Here is a 16,027-nt window from a genome sequence, read left to right on the forward strand (position 1 = left end):
GAGAGGGTGACGATGGTTCAGTCGGTTTTCGCAGTCGGGGCAACGCTGGGCGAAGGGCCCGTCTGGATCGGGGATGCGCTCTGGTTCGTCGATATCAAGGCGCACCGGCTGTACCGGTTCGACCCCGCGACGGGGCAGGCGCAGCACTGGACCGCGCCCGACCAGATCGGCTGGGTACTCCCGACCGAAAGCGGCGACATGATCGCCGGGGTCAAGACCGGGCTGCATCGCTTCGATCCCGCGACCGGCACGTTCACGCTGTTCCACGATCCCGAACCGCATCACCCCGACAACCGCCTCAACGACGCGACGACCGATTCGCGCGGGCGGATCTGGTTCGGCACGATGGACGACAATGAAGCGGGCGAGACCGGGCGGCTCCATCGCCTCGCGGACGGCACCACGCAGGACAGCGGCCTCCCGCCCGTCGCGATCACCAACGGTCCCGCGGTCAGTGCGGACGCAACCACGCTGTATCACACCGACACGCTGGGCAAGCGCATCTGGCGCGTGCCGATCAACGACGATGGCACGCTCGGTACGCCGGTGGTGCACATCGAGATCGAGGACGGTGCAGGGCATCCCGATGGCTGCGTGATCGATTCCGAGAATTGCCTGTGGACCGGGCTGTGGGGCGGCTGGCGCGTGCGCCGCTATGATCCCGCGGGCATCACGATCAGCGAAGTGCGCTTTCCCGTGTCCAATATCACCAAGATCGCCTTTGGCGGGCCCGATCTGCGCACCGCCTACGCGACGACCGCCAGCAAGGGGCTCGACCCCGCGGCGCTCGCGGAGCAGCCAGAGGCGGGTAATCTGTTCGCATTCGACCCCGGCGTAGCGGGCCTGCCCGTGACGCCGGCAAAATTATAAAATTGGGAAGAGGGAAAAACTGATGGCGACGGCATCGTTGCCCGGGCTGGGCCCGGATATGAGCAAGGTCAATTTCGGCTTCATTGCCGCCATCGTCGCGGTGGCGACGATCGGCGGTTTCATGTTCGGCTATGATTCGGGCGTGATCAACGGGACGCAGAAGGGGCTCGAGGCGGCGTTCGATCTCGGCAAGCTCGGGATCGGGATCAACGTCGGCGCGATCCTCGTCGGCTCGTCGATCGGCGCGTTCACCGCCGGGCGGCTCGCCGACCGGATCGGACGGCGCAGCGTCATGATGCTTGCCGCCGTGCTGTTCCTCGTCAGCGCGCTTGCGGCGGGTGCGGCGGGATCGTCGATCGTCTTCATCATCGCGCGCATCATCGGCGGCCTCGGCGTCGGCGCTGCGAGCGTGATCTCGCCGGTCTACATTTCCGAAGTCACTCCCGCGGCGATCCGCGGGCGGTTGTCGAGCGTCCAGCAGGTGATGATCATCACCGGCCTGACCGGTGCGTTCGTCGCCAATTACGTGCTCGCGCATTACGCCGGCGGATCGACCGCGATCCTGTGGCTGGGCGAGCCGGCATGGCGCTGGATGTTCTGGCTTCAGGCAATCCCCGCCGCGATCTATTTCTTCGCGCTGCTGATCATCCCGGAAAGCCCGCGCTACCTGATGGCCAAGGGGCATGACGAGCGCGCGCGCGCCGTGCTCGCCCGCCTGTTCGGCCAGGAAGAGGCGGATCGCAAGGTCACCGAAATCCGTGCCAGCTTCGCGGCCGATCACCACAAGCCACGCCTGTCCGACTTGCTCGACAAGCGCACCGGCAAGATCCGTCCGATCCTGTGGGCGGGTATCGGTCTTGCGATCTTCCAGCAGCTCGTCGGCATCAACGTCGTCTTCTATTATGGCGCGACGCTGTGGGAAGCCGTCGGCTTCTCCGAGAATTACGCGCTGCAGATCAACATCCTGTCCGGCGCCCTCTCGATCGGAGCGTGCATCTTCACGATCGCCTTCGTCGACCGCATCGGCCGTAAGCCGCTGCTGCTGATCGGTTCTGCGGGCATGACGGTGACACTGGCGACGGTCGCCTATGCCTTCTCGACCGCGGTCACCGGCGCGGATGGCGCGGTGTCGCTGCCGGGCAACAACGGCGTGATCGCACTGGTCGCGGCGAACCTCTACGTCGTGTTCTTCAACTTCAGCTGGGGCCCGATCATGTGGGTCATGTTGGGCGAGATGTTCCCCAACCAGATCCGCGGATCTGGGCTTGCGGTCGCAGGCTTCGCGCAGTGGATCGCCAATGCCGCGATCTCGGTCAGCTTCCCGGCGCTTGCCGTGTCGCCGGGGCTTGCGGTCACCTACACCGGCTATGCGATCTTTGCGGCGCTGTCGTTCTTCTTCGTCAAGGCGATGATCAACGAAACGCGCGGACGCGAATTGGAAGATATGGAGGGGTAGGCTTCCTTCCATCGTTGACGGCAAAAGGGGCCGCATTCCATCGGGAATGCGGCCCCTTTTTATTGGAGCGGGCACTTGGGGAAGGCTCGATCACACGGCGTTTGCGATTGCCTCGCGCCTGGTGCGGGTGTTGTATTCGGTTATCTGCGTCACCCGCACCATCTCGGCCCGCGCGCGTGCGCGCCGCAGACCGTTTGCCCAATAGACCGCGCCCATGCCCGGCCAGATTTTGGGCCGATCGTCCCCCAACGCGGTTGCGAGCGTAGCCAGCAGGCGTCGTTCCTTCCGATCGGCGCGGCGCGCGCGCAGCGGAAGGAATTTGAGCGGTCCGGTATAATGCCGGATCGCCGCCTGCTCCCACAGATCGGTCTGCAGCGTGATCGACTGCACGTTCCACGTCAGCGGCAGGGGCGTCCAACGGTTCTGAAAGGTCATGTTGAACGCGCATTGGTCGCCCAAGGCGCAGCACTCGTCATACGGACACTCGGCCTGATGGGTCTGGCAATGCGCCGCGTAGATTGGTCCCAATGCTTCGAACTCGTTATTCGTGCAGTCGAGCAACATCAGGCCAGCATTGAAATAATCCCTGGCATATCCGCTGCTGTAACATTTGGCCTCGACGCCTTGGACGTCGTGGAGCAGGCATTCGCCCAAATCGTATACCGCACCGATCGGGTTACCGTGAAAATCGATGCCCGCAATATCGAGCGGGTGGTAAAAGAGCATGTCCGTATCGGCGTAAAGTGCCCGGTCATGGCGTTCTCGAAGATATCGCAGCGCGTCGAACTTGAGATATGTTGAGAACGAGACATGGGATGTCGTCTTGAAGTTCATCTGGCCGAAGACATTCGTATCGAACTTCACGACCTCGATCGGCCTGCCAACCGACTTTCCCAGATGGAGGAGCCCGTCCGCATCAGTCGGGCCATCCCATCGGTCGACGAAGAGATACGGCGTATAGTCATGTGTCTGTGATAGAAGAACCGAAGCCAATGCATAGCGCGCCAGCGCATAGCCCTTCTGGTCGGTAATCATTGCGATAGCGACGCTCACGAAAAGCCCCCTAAGTCCCGATGTTGCGGGACAGGGTACAACAAACCTCGGTTGTCGGGGACGACAATATTTCGCGTTTACGAGAAAACCGACAACTGTTGGAATCTGAGGCGGTATATTCTCTTCAGTCCCGCCGTTGCACTGCGGGGCGGCGCCGGGGCGCGGCATCCGACTGGCGCCGGATGAGCGTGTAATCGGCCAGAACGTGCGGCTCGCCGATATCCCCCAGCCGCCCGGCCTTGCTCAACCGGATCGCATGGACCAGCAGCTCGACCGCCATCCGCGACATTTCCACGACCGGCTGACGGATCGTCGTCAGTTCGGGCCAGATTGTCGTCGCCAGCGCGGTATCGTCGAACCCGCAGACTGTCAGGTCGCTCGGCACGTCCAGTCCGCGCCGATGCGCGATCGCGACCGTTGCGGCGGCCATGTCGTCATTCGACGCGAAGATCGCGGAGGGTGCATCGTCGAGGTCGAGCAACCGGTCCGCCGCGTCGAGCCCCGAGCGATAGGTGAACAGCCCCTCCGTCACCAGCGCGGGGTCGTCCGGCAGCCGCATGTCGGCCAGCGCCGCGCGATAGCCGTCCAGCCGTTCGGCACTGGCGGTCTGGTTGGGGTTGCCGGTGATGAAGCCAATCCGCACATGGCCGAGCGCACCCAGGTGCCGCGTCATGTCATATGCCGCCTGACGATCGTCGATGCTGACCGAGAACGCCCATTCTGGCGCGCGCCCGGTGGCGACCGCGACGATCGGAACGCCCGCCGTCTTGAGCGCAGCAAGCACATCGGGAGAGTCGCTCAGCGGCGGCGGCAAAACGATCCCGTCGACCCGGCCGTTGAGCAGATGCGCAACCGCCGCCGCTTCCTGGCCGGGGTCATCGCACTTCTCGACGACAAGCTGGACGTTGCTGCGGCTCGCCTGATCGAGACTGCCGACCAGGAAAGCGCTGAGATAGGCGAAGCTCGGGTTGGAATGGAGCAGACCGATCCGCATTTCCTCGCCGCCTGCCAGCGTACGCGCGGCGGCGTTGGGCGCGTAATTGAGTTCGGCGATCGCGGCTTCGACCCGCACGCGCGTTTGCTCGCGCACGGTGTGCTTGGCGTTGATGACGCGCGACACGGTCATCGGTGATACCCCGGCTTTGTGCGCGACATCGGTGATCGTCGGAACGTTGTGCTGGCGCCGCGAGGGTCGGGTATCCGTCATTCGGGTCCTTTCGTTGCAGAGACTATGACGCCAACGTCACGGTGTCGGCAAGTCAGGGGTTGCCGGGTGCGTAGGGGAAATGTTGCGCCTTGTACCAGTCGAGATCGTGCGCGGGTAATTTTGCGCCCGGTGGAAGCGCCAGACCGTTGACCGATATCCAATAGCTGAGGCTTGCGTCACGCCACCACTGCGCCTCGCGATGCTGGATCATCAGGAAGGTGTCGGTCTTGGCGAACCGTTCCGCATCGATCCGCGGGCGCAGCGCCGTCCAGGCGGACTGCAAGCCCGCGGTGTAGCCGACGCCGCGATCGTAATGCCCGACCATCCCCTGCCACAGGGTTCCGCCGGACCGCAGCTTGTACGTCCACGGCACGCGGTGGAACCACAACAGGTCGCGTTCGGGGGTGGTTGCGGGGTCCGCCAGCAGCCGCGCGAGCGCGGGCGCATATTGCGCGGTCGCGGCATTGCCGTTGGGTCCGCGCTCCACGCCGATCGCGTCCTTGGTCGCGCGGTGGTAGTAATAGGGATTCCATTCTGGACGCTTGAGGTCCGAAATCCACGGTCCGGGGCCATAGTGATGCCCCGTCGCCATGACGTGGCCTAGGCCGAGCGGCGTCATATAGTCGACCACCGCCTCGCGCGAACCCGCCATCATCCGTACGACCGGCGTCACGGTCGCGGTCGTGGGGTCGAACGTCATCGCGGCCCAGTCGCGCGCGATGGCATCGGACGTGTCGTCGGGGTTCCACGCAAACCGTCCGAACGCGTACCAATTGGCTTGGTTGAAGGTCGATCCCGACCAGTCGCGGTCACGCCCGATGTTGGCGACCCCCGCCATGCCGGTCAGCGCGTGGTGATCGAGCGTCCCGTCGACGACGCGCGCGACGGTCGATCCGGTGCCGTGCGCCAGCGTATCGGCGCGCAGCGTCTCCTCGAACATCGGGCCGAGATAGGCGAGGTGGGTCGCCTGGCCGAGATATTCCTTGGTAATCTGGAATTCCATCATCAGCGGCGTCTTGGGCATTGTGCCGAACAGCGGATGGAACGGCTCGCGCGGCTGGAAATCGATCGCGCCGTTCTTGACCTGGACGATGACGTTCGAGGCAAACGTGCCGTCGAGCGGATGGAAGTCGTCATACGCCTGCTTGGCGCGGTCTTCTGCATTCTCCTGCGCGTAGACGAATGCACGCCACATCACGATGCCCTTGTGCGGCGCGACCGCGGCCGCAAGCATGTTCGCACCGTCGGCATGGGTGCGGTGGTAATCCTGCGGGCCGGGCTGGCCTTCCGAGTTTGCCTTGACCAGGAACCCGCCGAAGTCCGGGATCGCGCGATAGATTTCATCCGCCTTGGCGCGCCACCATGCCGCGACCTTGGGATCGAGCGGGTCGGCGGTCTTGAGCCCGCCTAGTTCGATCGGCGCGGAGAAGCGCGCCGAGAGATAGACTTTGATCCCATACGGCCGGAAAATGTCTGCCAGTGCCGCGGCCTTGGCGATGTACGGCGCGGTCAGGCTGTCGGCCTTGGCGTTGACGTTGTTGAGCACGCTGCCGTTGATCCCGATCGAGGCGTTGGCGCGCGCATAATCGGTGTAGCGTGGGTCGCGATAATCGGGGAGCGTCCACCAGTCCCACAGCGACTGTCCCGAATAGCCGCGCTCGACCGTACCATCGAGATTGTCCCAATGGTCGAGCACGCGCAAAGCAACGTGCGGCATCGATGTGAGGTTTGCGCTGGAAAGCGAATGCCCGGTCTGGACCCAGCGCAGCAGCGCGAACGCGCCGTACAGGACCCCCCGGTCGGTATTGGCGGTAACGAGCGTGACCCGCTGCCCCTCCAGCGTAACCGAACGCACAAGATACCCTTCCTCACCCAGAGTTTGGGTTGCAAGCGTCAGCGACCGCAGCGCCGGCGTGTCAGCCCGTGCCAGTACGACTCCGCCCGGCCGCATCGCGACGCTGGTCTGTATCGGATGCGCCGACAGACCCGCGAGGCCGCGCTGCATTTCCTGCCCCGCCACCGTGAGCGTAGGCGTATCGCCCAGCACGGCGACGGTCGTTGCATCGGCAATGCCCGATGTCGTCAACGGATGATAGCGAAGCCACAGGTCATAACCGTCCTCGGCCAGCGCAGGGGTCGCGACACCGGCCAGCAGGCAGGCGAACAGGCCCCGTTTCAACGCGTTCGACATGACGATCCCCATCCTCCACTATTCCGCCGCCGGATTGGTCCGGTCGTCGGTCGGCGCGCAGTCGTTGACAGACAAGCGGACCCTAACGCATGATAACGTTAACACGATGACGGCATCCCGAGCAATGCCGCGTCGACGTTGGTGGGAGAGGACACGGATGCGTCACTTTGCAGACAACCCGCGCGTTAATGGCGCGGTCCCATCTGATGTCTGGCCGCGGAATGCGCAGACCCAACACCCTTTGGCGGTGAGAGCGAACGACGATCTGCTTCTGGGCAGGCCGCGATGAGCAAATTCAGCGATCAACTCGCGCAAGCCCCTGAGACCGCGGAACATGCGGTGCCGCGACCGCGCGGGCGCGTTCGCTGGATCATCTGCGGGCTGCTGTTCGCCGCGGTGGTGCTGTCGTACATCGACCGTCTCGTCCTCGGCGTGCTCAAGCCCGAACTGTCGAGCCTCTACGGCTGGTCAAACACCGGATACGGCGACATCACCGGCTATTTCCAGGTCTGCTACGGGTTCGGCTTCCTGTTCTTCGGCTGGTTGATCGACCGGATTGGTGCGCGCGCGGGGTATCTACTGGCAATGGCGACCTGGACGGTCGGGCATCTGGCGCAAGTGCTGGTGACGAGCACGACGGGCTTTGTCATCGCGCGCATCCCGCTCGCACTGGGGGAGGCGGGGACCTATCCGTCCGCGCTCGCCGCGGCATCGCAGTGGTTCCCCAAGAAGGAACGCGCGCTCGCGATCGGAATCTTCAATGCGGGCGCCAATGTCGGCGCGGTGGTGACGCCGTTGCTGGTGTCGCTGCTGGTCGTGTCGTTTGCGCTCAACTGGCGCTGGGCGTTCATCGTTACGGGATCGTTCAATTTGGTCTGGCTTGCCTTGTGGTTCTGGCTGTACCGCAAACCGTCGGATCATCCGCGGCTGACGCAGGAGGAACGCGCCTGGATCGAAGCCGAACCATCGGAGGACGTCGGCCGCGCGACTTTCCGCAGCGTGCTGCGCCACCGCGAGACCTGGGCCTATATGGCGGGGCGGTTCCTGATCGATCCGGTGTGGTGGACCTTCCTGTTCTGGCTGCCCGACTTTTTCAGCAAGCAATATGGCTATGACCTCAAGAGCTTCGGGCCGCCGCTCGTCGCGATCTACATTCTCGCGGATCTCGGTGCGATTTCGGGTGGGTGGTATTCGTCGCATCTGCTCAAGCGCGGGGTCACCACCGGGCGGGCGCGCAAACGGGCGATGTTCGCCTGCGCATTGTTTGCGCTGCCGGTGATGTTCGCGGTGCAGGCGAGCAACATCTGGATCGCGGTTGCCTTCATCGGTCTGGCGTGCGCGGCCCACCAGGGTTTCTCGACCAACCTGTTCGCGCTGCCGGGGGATCTGTTCCCGCGTTATGCGCAGGGTACGCTGGTCGGGCTCGGCGGGTTCGCGGGGGCCGCGGGCGGGTTCATTGCATCCAAGTCGCTCGGGCTGCTGCTCGATACTGTCGGGAGTTACCAGCCGTTCTTTATCGCGTGCGGGCTGGCGTACCTGCTCGCGCTGCTGGTGACGCACTTGCTCAACCCAAAGTACAAGGCGGTTACGATCGCAGTGTGATGGGCCGCGGGGCCGCCGTGTGCGGCCCCGGCGGGGTTATGCCTTGCCGGGCGTGAAGGTCATCGCGACGCCATTCATGCAATAGCGCTTGCCGGTCGGCTTGGGACCGTCGTCGAAGACATGCCCGAGATGCCCGCCGCAGCGGCGGCAATGGACTTCTGTGCGCTCCATACCCAGCGATCCGTCGACGCGGTTGCGCACCGCATTGGGCAGGGGCGCCCAGAAGCTCGGCCAGCCGGTGCCGCTCTCGAACTTCGTCTTCGAGGAAAACGCCGGCAGCGCGCACCCTGCACAGGCGAAGGTGCCCGCGCGATGCTCGCCGTTGAGCGGGCTGGTGTAAGGCGTCTCGGTGCCCTCATGGCGCAGCACGCGGTAGGCGGCGGGCGACAGCTTCTTCTTCCATGCGGCGTCGCTCAGATTGATCTCGAACGTCTCGGGTGGCCCGGCGGTCGCGCTCTTGCAGCCGAACAGCGCAAAAGCAGCAACGCCCGATCCGGCGAGCGTCAGGAAATGGCGGCGGTCGTGCATCGGAAGAATATCCTAAACGGCAAAGGGTCTTGCCAACCCCATGTGGGAGCTACGCGACACTTCGCCAAGCGGACGCACGCCCGTTGACGTTCAATAGCGACTGATCTCGACCGGCAGCTTGCGATAGCCGTGGACGAAGCACGCCGCGACTCGCTCGGGCGCGCCGATCACATTGACCCGCATCCGCCGCTTGGACATCTCCTCGAGCAGCACCGACACCTGCAATTCCGCCAGCCGCGCGCCGACGCAGCGGTGGATGCCATGCCCGAACGCGAGATGCCGGCGCGCATTGGGGCGGTCGACCAGGATCGTATCGGCATCCTCGAATACGCTCTCGTCGCGGTTGGCGGAGATATACCAGAGGATCAATTTGTCCCCCGCCGCGACCGGTTGACCTTCAAGTTCGCTGTCCACGGTCGCGGTGCGGCGCATGTGCGCGAGCGGGGTCTGCCAGCGGACGATTTCCTGCACCGCATTGTGGATCAGCCCCGGGTCCGCCTCCAGCTTCGCGCGAGAATCGGGAAACAGGTCAAGCCCGTAGGCAACCGCGCTCATCGTGTTGCGCGTGGTGTCGTTGCCCCCGACGATCAGCAAGATAAGGTTCCCGAGGAATTCCATCTGGTCCATTTCCGCCATTGCGTCGGAATGGATCATCATCGAGATCAGGTCGGGGGTGGGTTCCTTGCCGACCTTCTGGTTCCACAGATTCTGGAAATAGCCGCCGCAGTCATACATGTGCTGCAACCGTTGCGCGCGGAGCTCGGCGGTCTTGACCATCTCGATGTCGCCCGCCCAGTCGGACCAGAAGGTCAGCTTGCGCCGGTCCTCCCACGGAAAGTCGAACAGGATCGCGAGCATCTGTGTCGTCAGTTCGATTGACACGCGGTCGACCCAGTCGAACGGGGTGTTCCAGTCGAGCCCGTCGAGGATCTCCGAGGTCCGCATGCGGATATTCTCGGTCATCCGCACCATCTCGGATGGCGTGAAGGCCGGTGCGACGGTGCGGCGTTGCCCCGTGTGCTTGGGCCGGTCCATCGCGATGAACATCGGCATTTTCACATCGCCACGATCCTCGACGAAATCGGCGATCGTGATCCCGCCCGCCTGGCTCGAATAGAGATCGGGCAGCGATTCGACCGCGACGATCGGCTTATAGCTGGAGATCGACCAATAAGGCCCAAAGTCGGAGTGTGCGACATAATGGACCGGACTGGTGGCGCGCAGCTCTCGGAAGGGGGCCTGCCACTGGTCGTCGCGGTACAATTCGGGGCGGCTCACATCGAGCGGATCGACCGGGCAGGGGGTGACGGAGTCCGACTCGATCGCTGCGGTGGCCATGTCTCTCTCCCGTTTTGGGGCGAGCAGACCTTTAACTGACACCTGTGTCAACAAGCTTGTCGGATGAGGCTCGCCGCCGCCTCCAGCGGAACGTGCCGCTGCCCGACTGCAGCACGCCACGCCGGAACGCGCGCACGCCGACCGCGATGAAGATCGCGACCCACAGCGCCTGCCACGCCAGCGCGAGCAGATGAATGCCGAGGCTGCCCGACTGCGCCGCGCGCCCCGCCATGTAATAGGGCGAACTCAGCGGGAACACCGCGGCGAAGGTGCTGATCCAGCTGTCGGGGCGGGACAGAGCGACCGCACCCAGGCCGAACATCGCCACCTGGATCAGCGTGATCGGCAGCGACAGCAGCTGGATCTCGCGCACGCTCGCCGCCTGCGCGCCGACCCCGAGGAACACCGCGCCGAGCAGCATGTACGCCGTTGTGAAATAGGCGAAGAACAGCAGCGTGAACACCGGCAGCCCCAGCGCAGGCGTCAGCCCCGCAAGCCCGGCGGCGAAGCTCGGCGGCATCAGCACCGTCGCCTGGCTGATCAGTGTCCCCCAGAAGACGAGGAACAGCACCGCCACGCCGAACGTGCCGAGCAACTTGCCGAAGAACACCGATTCGAGCGGCACCGCGGCGGCGAGCACTTCGATCACCTTGTTGCCGCGTTCCTCGGCGACTCCGCTGACGACCTGTCCCGCCAGCAGCAGCGTCAGGAAGAACAGCCCGAACACCGCGAAGAACCCCGATGCGTTCGCGCCGCGCAGCGACGGCGCGGTGCGTGACACGACCGTCCGTGTCGCGGTGCTCAGCGGCGAGATCCCGCTGCGGTCGGCGCGCAGCACGTCTTCGGCGAGCAGCGCGAGATAGTCGCCCGCACGGACGCTGAGCGGCGTGGTGAGCACATGCGGCGTCGCGAGTGGCCCATAGAGCACCGCCACCACATCCATCCGCTTGTCGTCGAACTGCGCGCGTGCCTGCGCAGCCGGATCGGCCGCGGGGGCGAGCGTCTGGAGCATTGGCGGCGCTTCTTCCGACTGGCGGTAGAGCCGCCGCAAGCGCAGGTCGATCGCGGCGAAGTCCGCGCTTCGCGCTGGATCGACGATCGCGACGATCCGCGTCTTGGCGTCCGCGCCCTTCGAGGCGGCATTCGCGCCAAGCCCGCCGATCGCGCCGAACGACCCCATCACGACGGGCGCGAGCAGGAAGATCAGGAAGGTCGGCGTGAACACCGTCGCGACGAAATCGCGCCTGGCGATCGTCCAGATCTGGCGGAGCAGGATACGGAAGCGGCTCATTGCTCATCCTCCAGCGCGGCGCGTCCGACGACCTTGACGAACGCGTCGTGGAGCGAGGGCCGCTCAATCGACAGACCCGAAATGCCGTACCCAGCCGCGATCAGCGCACTCAGCACCCGCTCGACGCCACCGTCGGGGACGGTGAAGCGCCAGCCGTCGCCAACATGCTCGGCATCGCTGGGAAGATGCGCCGCAACGCCGGGATCGTCGCGCGTCGGCGTGTAGAGCGCGCGCATCGGCAGCAGCGCACGCGCCTCGCCGACCGTCCCCTCGAACCGCCGCTTGCCACCCGCGATGATCGCGAGCCGGTCGCACAGCCGTTCGGCGTGCGCCATCACATGCGTCGAGAACAGCACCGTCGCGCCGCGGTCGCGTTCGGCGAAGATCATCGCCTCGAGCCGTTCCTGATTGACCGGGTCGAGCCCCGAAAAGGGTTCGTCGAGCACGAGCAGATCGGGTTGGTGCACCACCGATCCGAGCAACTGGACGAGCTGCGCCATGCCCTTGGACAGTTTACGGATCCTGGTGTCGACCGCATGGCCGAGCCCCGCGGCTTCGAGCAGCACGACTGCGCGCTTGCGCCCGGTCTTGAGGTCGAGCCCGCGCAATGCGCCCAGGAACGCGATCGCATCCTTGGCGCGCATCGCGGGATACAGCCCGCGTTCCTCGGGCAGATAGCCGACGCGGTCGCTCACTTCGCGCGGGCGATCATGGCCGAGCAGTGTCCGTGCACCCGCATCGGGTTCGATGATCCCCAGCAGCATCCGCAGCGTCGTCGTCTTGCCAGCACCATTGGGGCCGAGCACGCCGTAGATCGCACCCTTGGGCACCGAAATGTCGACGCCGTCGACGACGCGTCGCCCGCCGAACAGCTTGACCAGCCCATGTGCGTCGACCGCGAGTTCCTGCCGCAACGCCAATTCCCTCGATAGCCTTGGACGTGGTAGCGGGGCCGGGTGCAGGAAGACAAGACACTGTTGCAACGGCTTTCGACCAAGGCGAGCGAATTGGGGTTCGTTGCCTGTGGCGTCGCGCGGGCGGATGCCGCGCCGCGCACGGCGGAACGGTTGCACGCGTGGCTCGCCGGCGGGATGCACGGCGGGATGATCTGGATGGAGGAGCGCGCGCACCAGCGCGAAAGCCCCGCCGCGCTGTGGCCCGAAGTCCGCAGCGTGATCGCGCTCGGGATGAGCTACGCCCCCGCGGTCGATCCGCTCGCGCTGGCGGATCACGGCGAGATCGGGCGGATTTCGGTCTATGCGCAGGGCGGCGATTATCACGACGTGGTCAAGCGCGCGCTCAAGGCGCTTGCGCGGTGGCTGGTCGCGGAAGTGCCGGGGACCGACCTCAAGGTGTTCGTCGATACCGCGCCGGTGATGGAAAAGCCGCTGGCGGCGGCGGCGGGGCTGGGGTGGCAGGGGAAGCATACCAATCTGGTGAGCCGCGAGCATGGCTCCTGGCTGTTCCTGGGGGCGATCTACACGACGCTGGAGGCGGGGGTGTTCGGGGATGTTGCGCTTTCTCCTTCTTTGCTTTCTTCCCCGGCGAAGGCCGGGGCCCAGTCGAGGAACGATCATGGCGAGGGACAGCACCCGATTTCCATCGACAGCGCGACTGGGCCCCGGCCTTCGCCGGGGAAGCAGCAGATAGAAGAGGAAAAAGAGGCCCCCGTCATCGACCGTTGCGGCTCCTGCGATGCCTGCCAGCGCGCATGCCCGACCGATGCCTTCCCCACGCCCTACCGGCTCGATGCGCGGCGCTGCATTTCCTATCTGACGATCGAACACGCCGGCCCGATCCCGCACGAATTCCGCGAGAGCATCGGCAACCGCATCTATGGCTGCGACGATTGCCTGTCGGTCTGCCCGTGGAACAAGTTCGCGGAAAACGCCGCCGCCAACCGCGCCTTCCTGCCGCGCGCAGAAATGGTCGCGCCGCGATTGGCGGATTTGCTTGCGCTGGATGACGCAAGCTTCCGGCAGATCTTCGCAGGCTCGCCGATCAAGCGGATCGGGCGTAACAAGATGATGCGGAACTGCCTGATTGCGGCGGGGAATAGCGGGGATGCGGGGCTAATCGATCGCGTGCAGGCGTTGCGCGAAGATCCCGACCCTGTCGTGGCAGAAGCCGCCGACTGGGCGCTGACGAAACTCACTTAAGCCCCTCCCCTTCAGGGGAGGGGTTTGGGGTGGGGCAGTGCCTCGCAGAGAGGGGGTTTCTGCTGGACTCCCCCACCCCAACCCCTCCCCTGAAGGGGAGGGGCTTTTAGAAGTGCTACTTCCGCCGCCCGATCTGCAACGCCCCCACGCAACTCGCGCGGTCGATCGGCGAACCGTCGTTCTGCCGTGTATCGAGATAGGTCACGACCGGCTCGGCATTGCCCTTCGGATAAAGATACGTGTCGAGTACACAGGTCGCATTGCTGAACTGCAGTTTGCGCGCGCTGCCCTCGCGGATGTCGGCGACGGGCGTGCCGAACATCCGGGTCAGGCTCGCCGCGGTCGCACCGACCACTTGCCCGAGCCCGGTGCCTTGCGGGATCGGGATGACCGGCGCGCGCGAGACCGGCACGATCGTCGCGGTCGATGCACACGCGCCGAGCAGCGAGAACAGCAGCGCGGATCCGGCCAGCTTCTTCATAGGGCCAGCTTTTTCATAGGGGGCGTCTTTCATGGAACAGATGCGTCGCCATCGCCGCGCCCAGGATCGGCGCGAAGAGGTTGAGCACCGGAACCATGAACAGCGCGGTCCCCGCAACCCCCATCGCGAACCGGTCGACCGCGCCGGTCTTGCGCCAGTCTCGCATCATCGCAGACGGTACGTGTCGCGCCGCGACCATCGTGCCGAGGTCGAGCCCCAGCAGCCAGCCGTTGACGAGGAAGAACAGCAGCCACGTCCCTACACCCGTTACCAGCAACGCGACATAGACCGGCGCGAGCGCGAGATTGACGAGGATCGCGCGACCCGCCGAGCGCAACCCAAGCCCGATCCCGCGCGCCATCGTCACGCTCCGCGCGGTGGCGAGCGCCTGCGGGTAGTGCCGTGCCTCGACCGCGACGACGACATCGTCCGCGAAGACCCCCATCACCCCGATCGCGATTGCGCGGAACAGCAGCCAGCTCGCACCGAACGCCGCGAGCAATGCGACCGCGCCGAGCAACCCGCCCGAGAGAGAGTCCCACCCCCAGCGATCCGCCAGCCGCGTCGCGCCATACCACAGGCCAGCGCCGAGCACGCCGATCAGCGCCGCCGTCACCAGCATCGATTTGAGAAATACCGCAAGAATGCGGCGGTCGCCGAGCTGGGCCAGCGAAAGGAGAAAGGCACGCACCATCCGGCGGTCCTAGAGCAATTCGCGCGGCGCAGGAATCCTTCTCTCGTGCCCGCGTGCGCGCATCCGCCGAGGTTGCGCGCGTCGCACCCCCCCGGTACGGCCCGACAACGCTATTTGAACCGGAGATTACCCTGTGACCGAGCCCACCTATGACGTCGTCGCGATCGGCAATGCCATCGTCGACGTGCTGTCGCAGTCCGACGATGCCTTCCTCGCCGAAGCCGCGATGACCAAGGGCTCGATGCAGCTGATGTTCTCGCCAGAGGAAGCCGATGCGCTCTACGCCAAGATGGGCCCGGGGATCGAGGCGAGCGGTGGCTCGGCGGCGAACACCGTCGCCGGGATCGCGGCGATGGGCGGCAAGTGCGGCTTCATCGGCCAGGTCGCGAACGACGAACTGGGCGACATCTTCGCGCACGACATTCGCGCAGTCGGGATCGACTTCACCACCGCCGCACGCGAGGGCGACCCGACCACCGCACGCTGCCTGATCTTCGTGACGCCGGACGGTCAGCGGACGATGAACACCTTCCTCGGTGCCTCGCAGTTCCTGCCCGAAGCCGCGCTCGACCGCGACCTGATCGCGAATGCCGCGATCCTGTATCTCGAGGGCTATCTGTGGGATCCCGAGGAACCGCGCCAGGCGATGCGCGCCGCGATCGACGTCGCGCGTGCGGCGGGGCGCAAGGTCGCGTTCACGCTGAGCGACGTGTTCTGCATCTCGCGCCACGGCGGCGATTTCCGCCAGCTGATGGCGGACGGCCTCATCGACATCATGTTCGCCAACGAAGCCGAGATCACCGCGCTGATGGACAACCAGGATTTCGACGCAGCGGTCGCGGCGGCGGCGGCGGAAGTGCCGATGCTGGTGGTCACCCGCAGCGAACACGGCGCGATCGCGGTGACCGGCGGCGAGACCGTCCACGTCCCCGCCGAGCCGATCGAGCGCGTCGTCGACACAACGGGTGCGGGCGACCTGTTCGCAGCGGGTTTCCTGCGCGGACAAGCGCAGGGCAAGGACGTCGCGGCGTCGCTCAAGATGGGGGCGGTCTGCGCAGCGGAGATCATCTCGCACTACGGCGCTCGCGCGCAGGTGGACCTGAAGGCGCTGGTGGCGTCGAAGCTGGGGTAACACTCAACTTAAGCCCCTCCCCTTC

At 65.5% G+C, this 16,027-nt stretch carries 14 protein-coding genes; 5 read left to right on the top strand and 9 right to left on the bottom strand.

Features of this window, described 5'->3' with window-relative positions:
* Positions 1-12: 12 nt before the first annotated feature.
* The gene (locus AC3WJR_RS00960) at positions 13-870 is read left to right on the top strand and encodes an SMP-30/gluconolactonase/LRE family protein (RefSeq protein ID WP_492721518.1); all 858 of its coding nucleotides are present in this window, start codon (positions 13-15) and stop codon (positions 868-870) included.
* Positions 871-892: 22 nt separating this feature from the next.
* Positions 893-2,326 carry a sugar porter family MFS transporter gene (locus AC3WJR_RS00965; protein ID WP_492721521.1) on the top strand — a complete coding sequence of 478 codons (1,434 nt, stop codon included), beginning with the start codon at positions 893-895 and terminating at the stop codon, positions 2,324-2,326.
* Between the two features lie 90 nt (positions 2,327-2,416).
* Here the strand turns inward: AC3WJR_RS00965 and AC3WJR_RS00970 are convergent, their stop codons facing one another.
* The 3 genes from AC3WJR_RS00970 to AC3WJR_RS00980 form a co-directional block, all read right to left on the bottom strand.
* Positions 2,417-3,379 carry a glycosyltransferase family 8 protein gene (locus AC3WJR_RS00970; RefSeq protein WP_492721522.1) on the bottom strand — a complete coding sequence of 321 codons (963 nt, stop codon included), beginning with the start codon at positions 3,377-3,379 and terminating at the stop codon, positions 2,417-2,419.
* Between the two features lie 124 nt (positions 3,380-3,503).
* On the bottom strand, positions 3,504-4,586 hold the full coding sequence (locus AC3WJR_RS00975) for a LacI family DNA-binding transcriptional regulator (protein WP_354284219.1): 1,083 nt from the start codon (positions 4,584-4,586) through the stop codon (positions 3,504-3,506).
* Positions 4,587-4,638: 52 nt separating this feature from the next.
* Positions 4,639-6,777: an alpha-glucuronidase family glycosyl hydrolase gene (locus AC3WJR_RS00980; protein WP_492721523.1), complete on the bottom strand. Its 2,139-nt coding sequence runs from the start codon at positions 6,775-6,777 to the stop codon at positions 4,639-4,641.
* A 285-nt stretch (positions 6,778-7,062) separates the two neighbouring features.
* Between AC3WJR_RS00980 and AC3WJR_RS00985 the strand changes: the two genes are divergently transcribed.
* Complete coding sequence (locus AC3WJR_RS00985) at positions 7,063-8,379, top strand: MFS transporter (protein WP_492721525.1); 1,317 nt, start codon at positions 7,063-7,065, stop codon at positions 8,377-8,379.
* Positions 8,380-8,415: 36 nt separating this feature from the next.
* Here AC3WJR_RS00985 and msrB read toward each other — a convergent pair whose 3' ends face one another.
* The 4 genes from msrB to AC3WJR_RS01005 all read right to left on the bottom strand — a co-directional run bounded on the left by msrB (position 8,416) and on the right by AC3WJR_RS01005 (position 12,456).
* Positions 8,416-8,907, bottom strand: coding sequence for a peptide-methionine (R)-S-oxide reductase MsrB (gene msrB / locus AC3WJR_RS00990; RefSeq protein ID WP_492721527.1), 492 nt, complete (start codon positions 8,905-8,907; stop codon positions 8,416-8,418).
* A gap of 90 nt (positions 8,908-8,997) precedes the next feature.
* A complete protein-coding gene (locus tag AC3WJR_RS00995) occupies positions 8,998-10,245 on the bottom strand; it encodes a cytochrome P450 (protein WP_492721529.1) in 1,248 nt (415 codons plus the stop codon).
* 31 nt (positions 10,246-10,276) lie between these two features.
* Positions 10,277-11,536: an ABC transporter permease gene (locus AC3WJR_RS01000; RefSeq protein WP_492721531.1), complete on the bottom strand. Its 1,260-nt coding sequence runs from the start codon at positions 11,534-11,536 to the stop codon at positions 10,277-10,279.
* Positions 11,533-12,456 (bottom strand): ABC transporter ATP-binding protein, encoded by a 924-nt coding sequence (locus tag AC3WJR_RS01005; RefSeq protein ID WP_492721532.1) that lies wholly within the window; start codon positions 12,454-12,456, stop codon positions 11,533-11,535. Before AC3WJR_RS01005 ends, AC3WJR_RS01000 begins: the two co-directional genes overlap by 4 nt.
* A gap of 36 nt (positions 12,457-12,492) precedes the next feature.
* Here AC3WJR_RS01005 and queG point away from each other — a divergent pair, with 36 nt between their 5' ends.
* Positions 12,493-13,695 (top strand): tRNA epoxyqueuosine(34) reductase QueG, encoded by a 1,203-nt coding sequence (gene queG / locus AC3WJR_RS01010; RefSeq protein WP_492721534.1) that lies wholly within the window; start codon positions 12,493-12,495, stop codon positions 13,693-13,695.
* A gap of 115 nt (positions 13,696-13,810) precedes the next feature.
* Here the strand turns inward: queG and AC3WJR_RS01015 are convergent, their stop codons facing one another.
* Positions 13,811-14,176 carry a hypothetical protein gene (locus AC3WJR_RS01015; RefSeq protein ID WP_492721535.1) on the bottom strand — a complete coding sequence of 122 codons (366 nt, stop codon included), beginning with the start codon at positions 14,174-14,176 and terminating at the stop codon, positions 13,811-13,813.
* A 13-nt stretch (positions 14,177-14,189) separates the two neighbouring features.
* Positions 14,190-14,870, bottom strand: a complete 681-nt coding sequence (locus AC3WJR_RS01020) for an EI24 domain-containing protein (protein ID WP_492721537.1) — start codon at positions 14,868-14,870, stop codon at positions 14,190-14,192.
* A 133-nt stretch (positions 14,871-15,003) separates the two neighbouring features.
* Between AC3WJR_RS01020 and AC3WJR_RS01025 the strand changes: the two genes are divergently transcribed.
* A complete protein-coding gene (locus tag AC3WJR_RS01025) occupies positions 15,004-16,002 on the top strand; it encodes an adenosine kinase (protein ID WP_492721539.1) in 999 nt (332 codons plus the stop codon).
* Positions 16,003-16,027 lie beyond the last annotated feature (25 nt).

The organism is Sphingomonas sp. FW306-05-A, assembly GCF_058782275.1.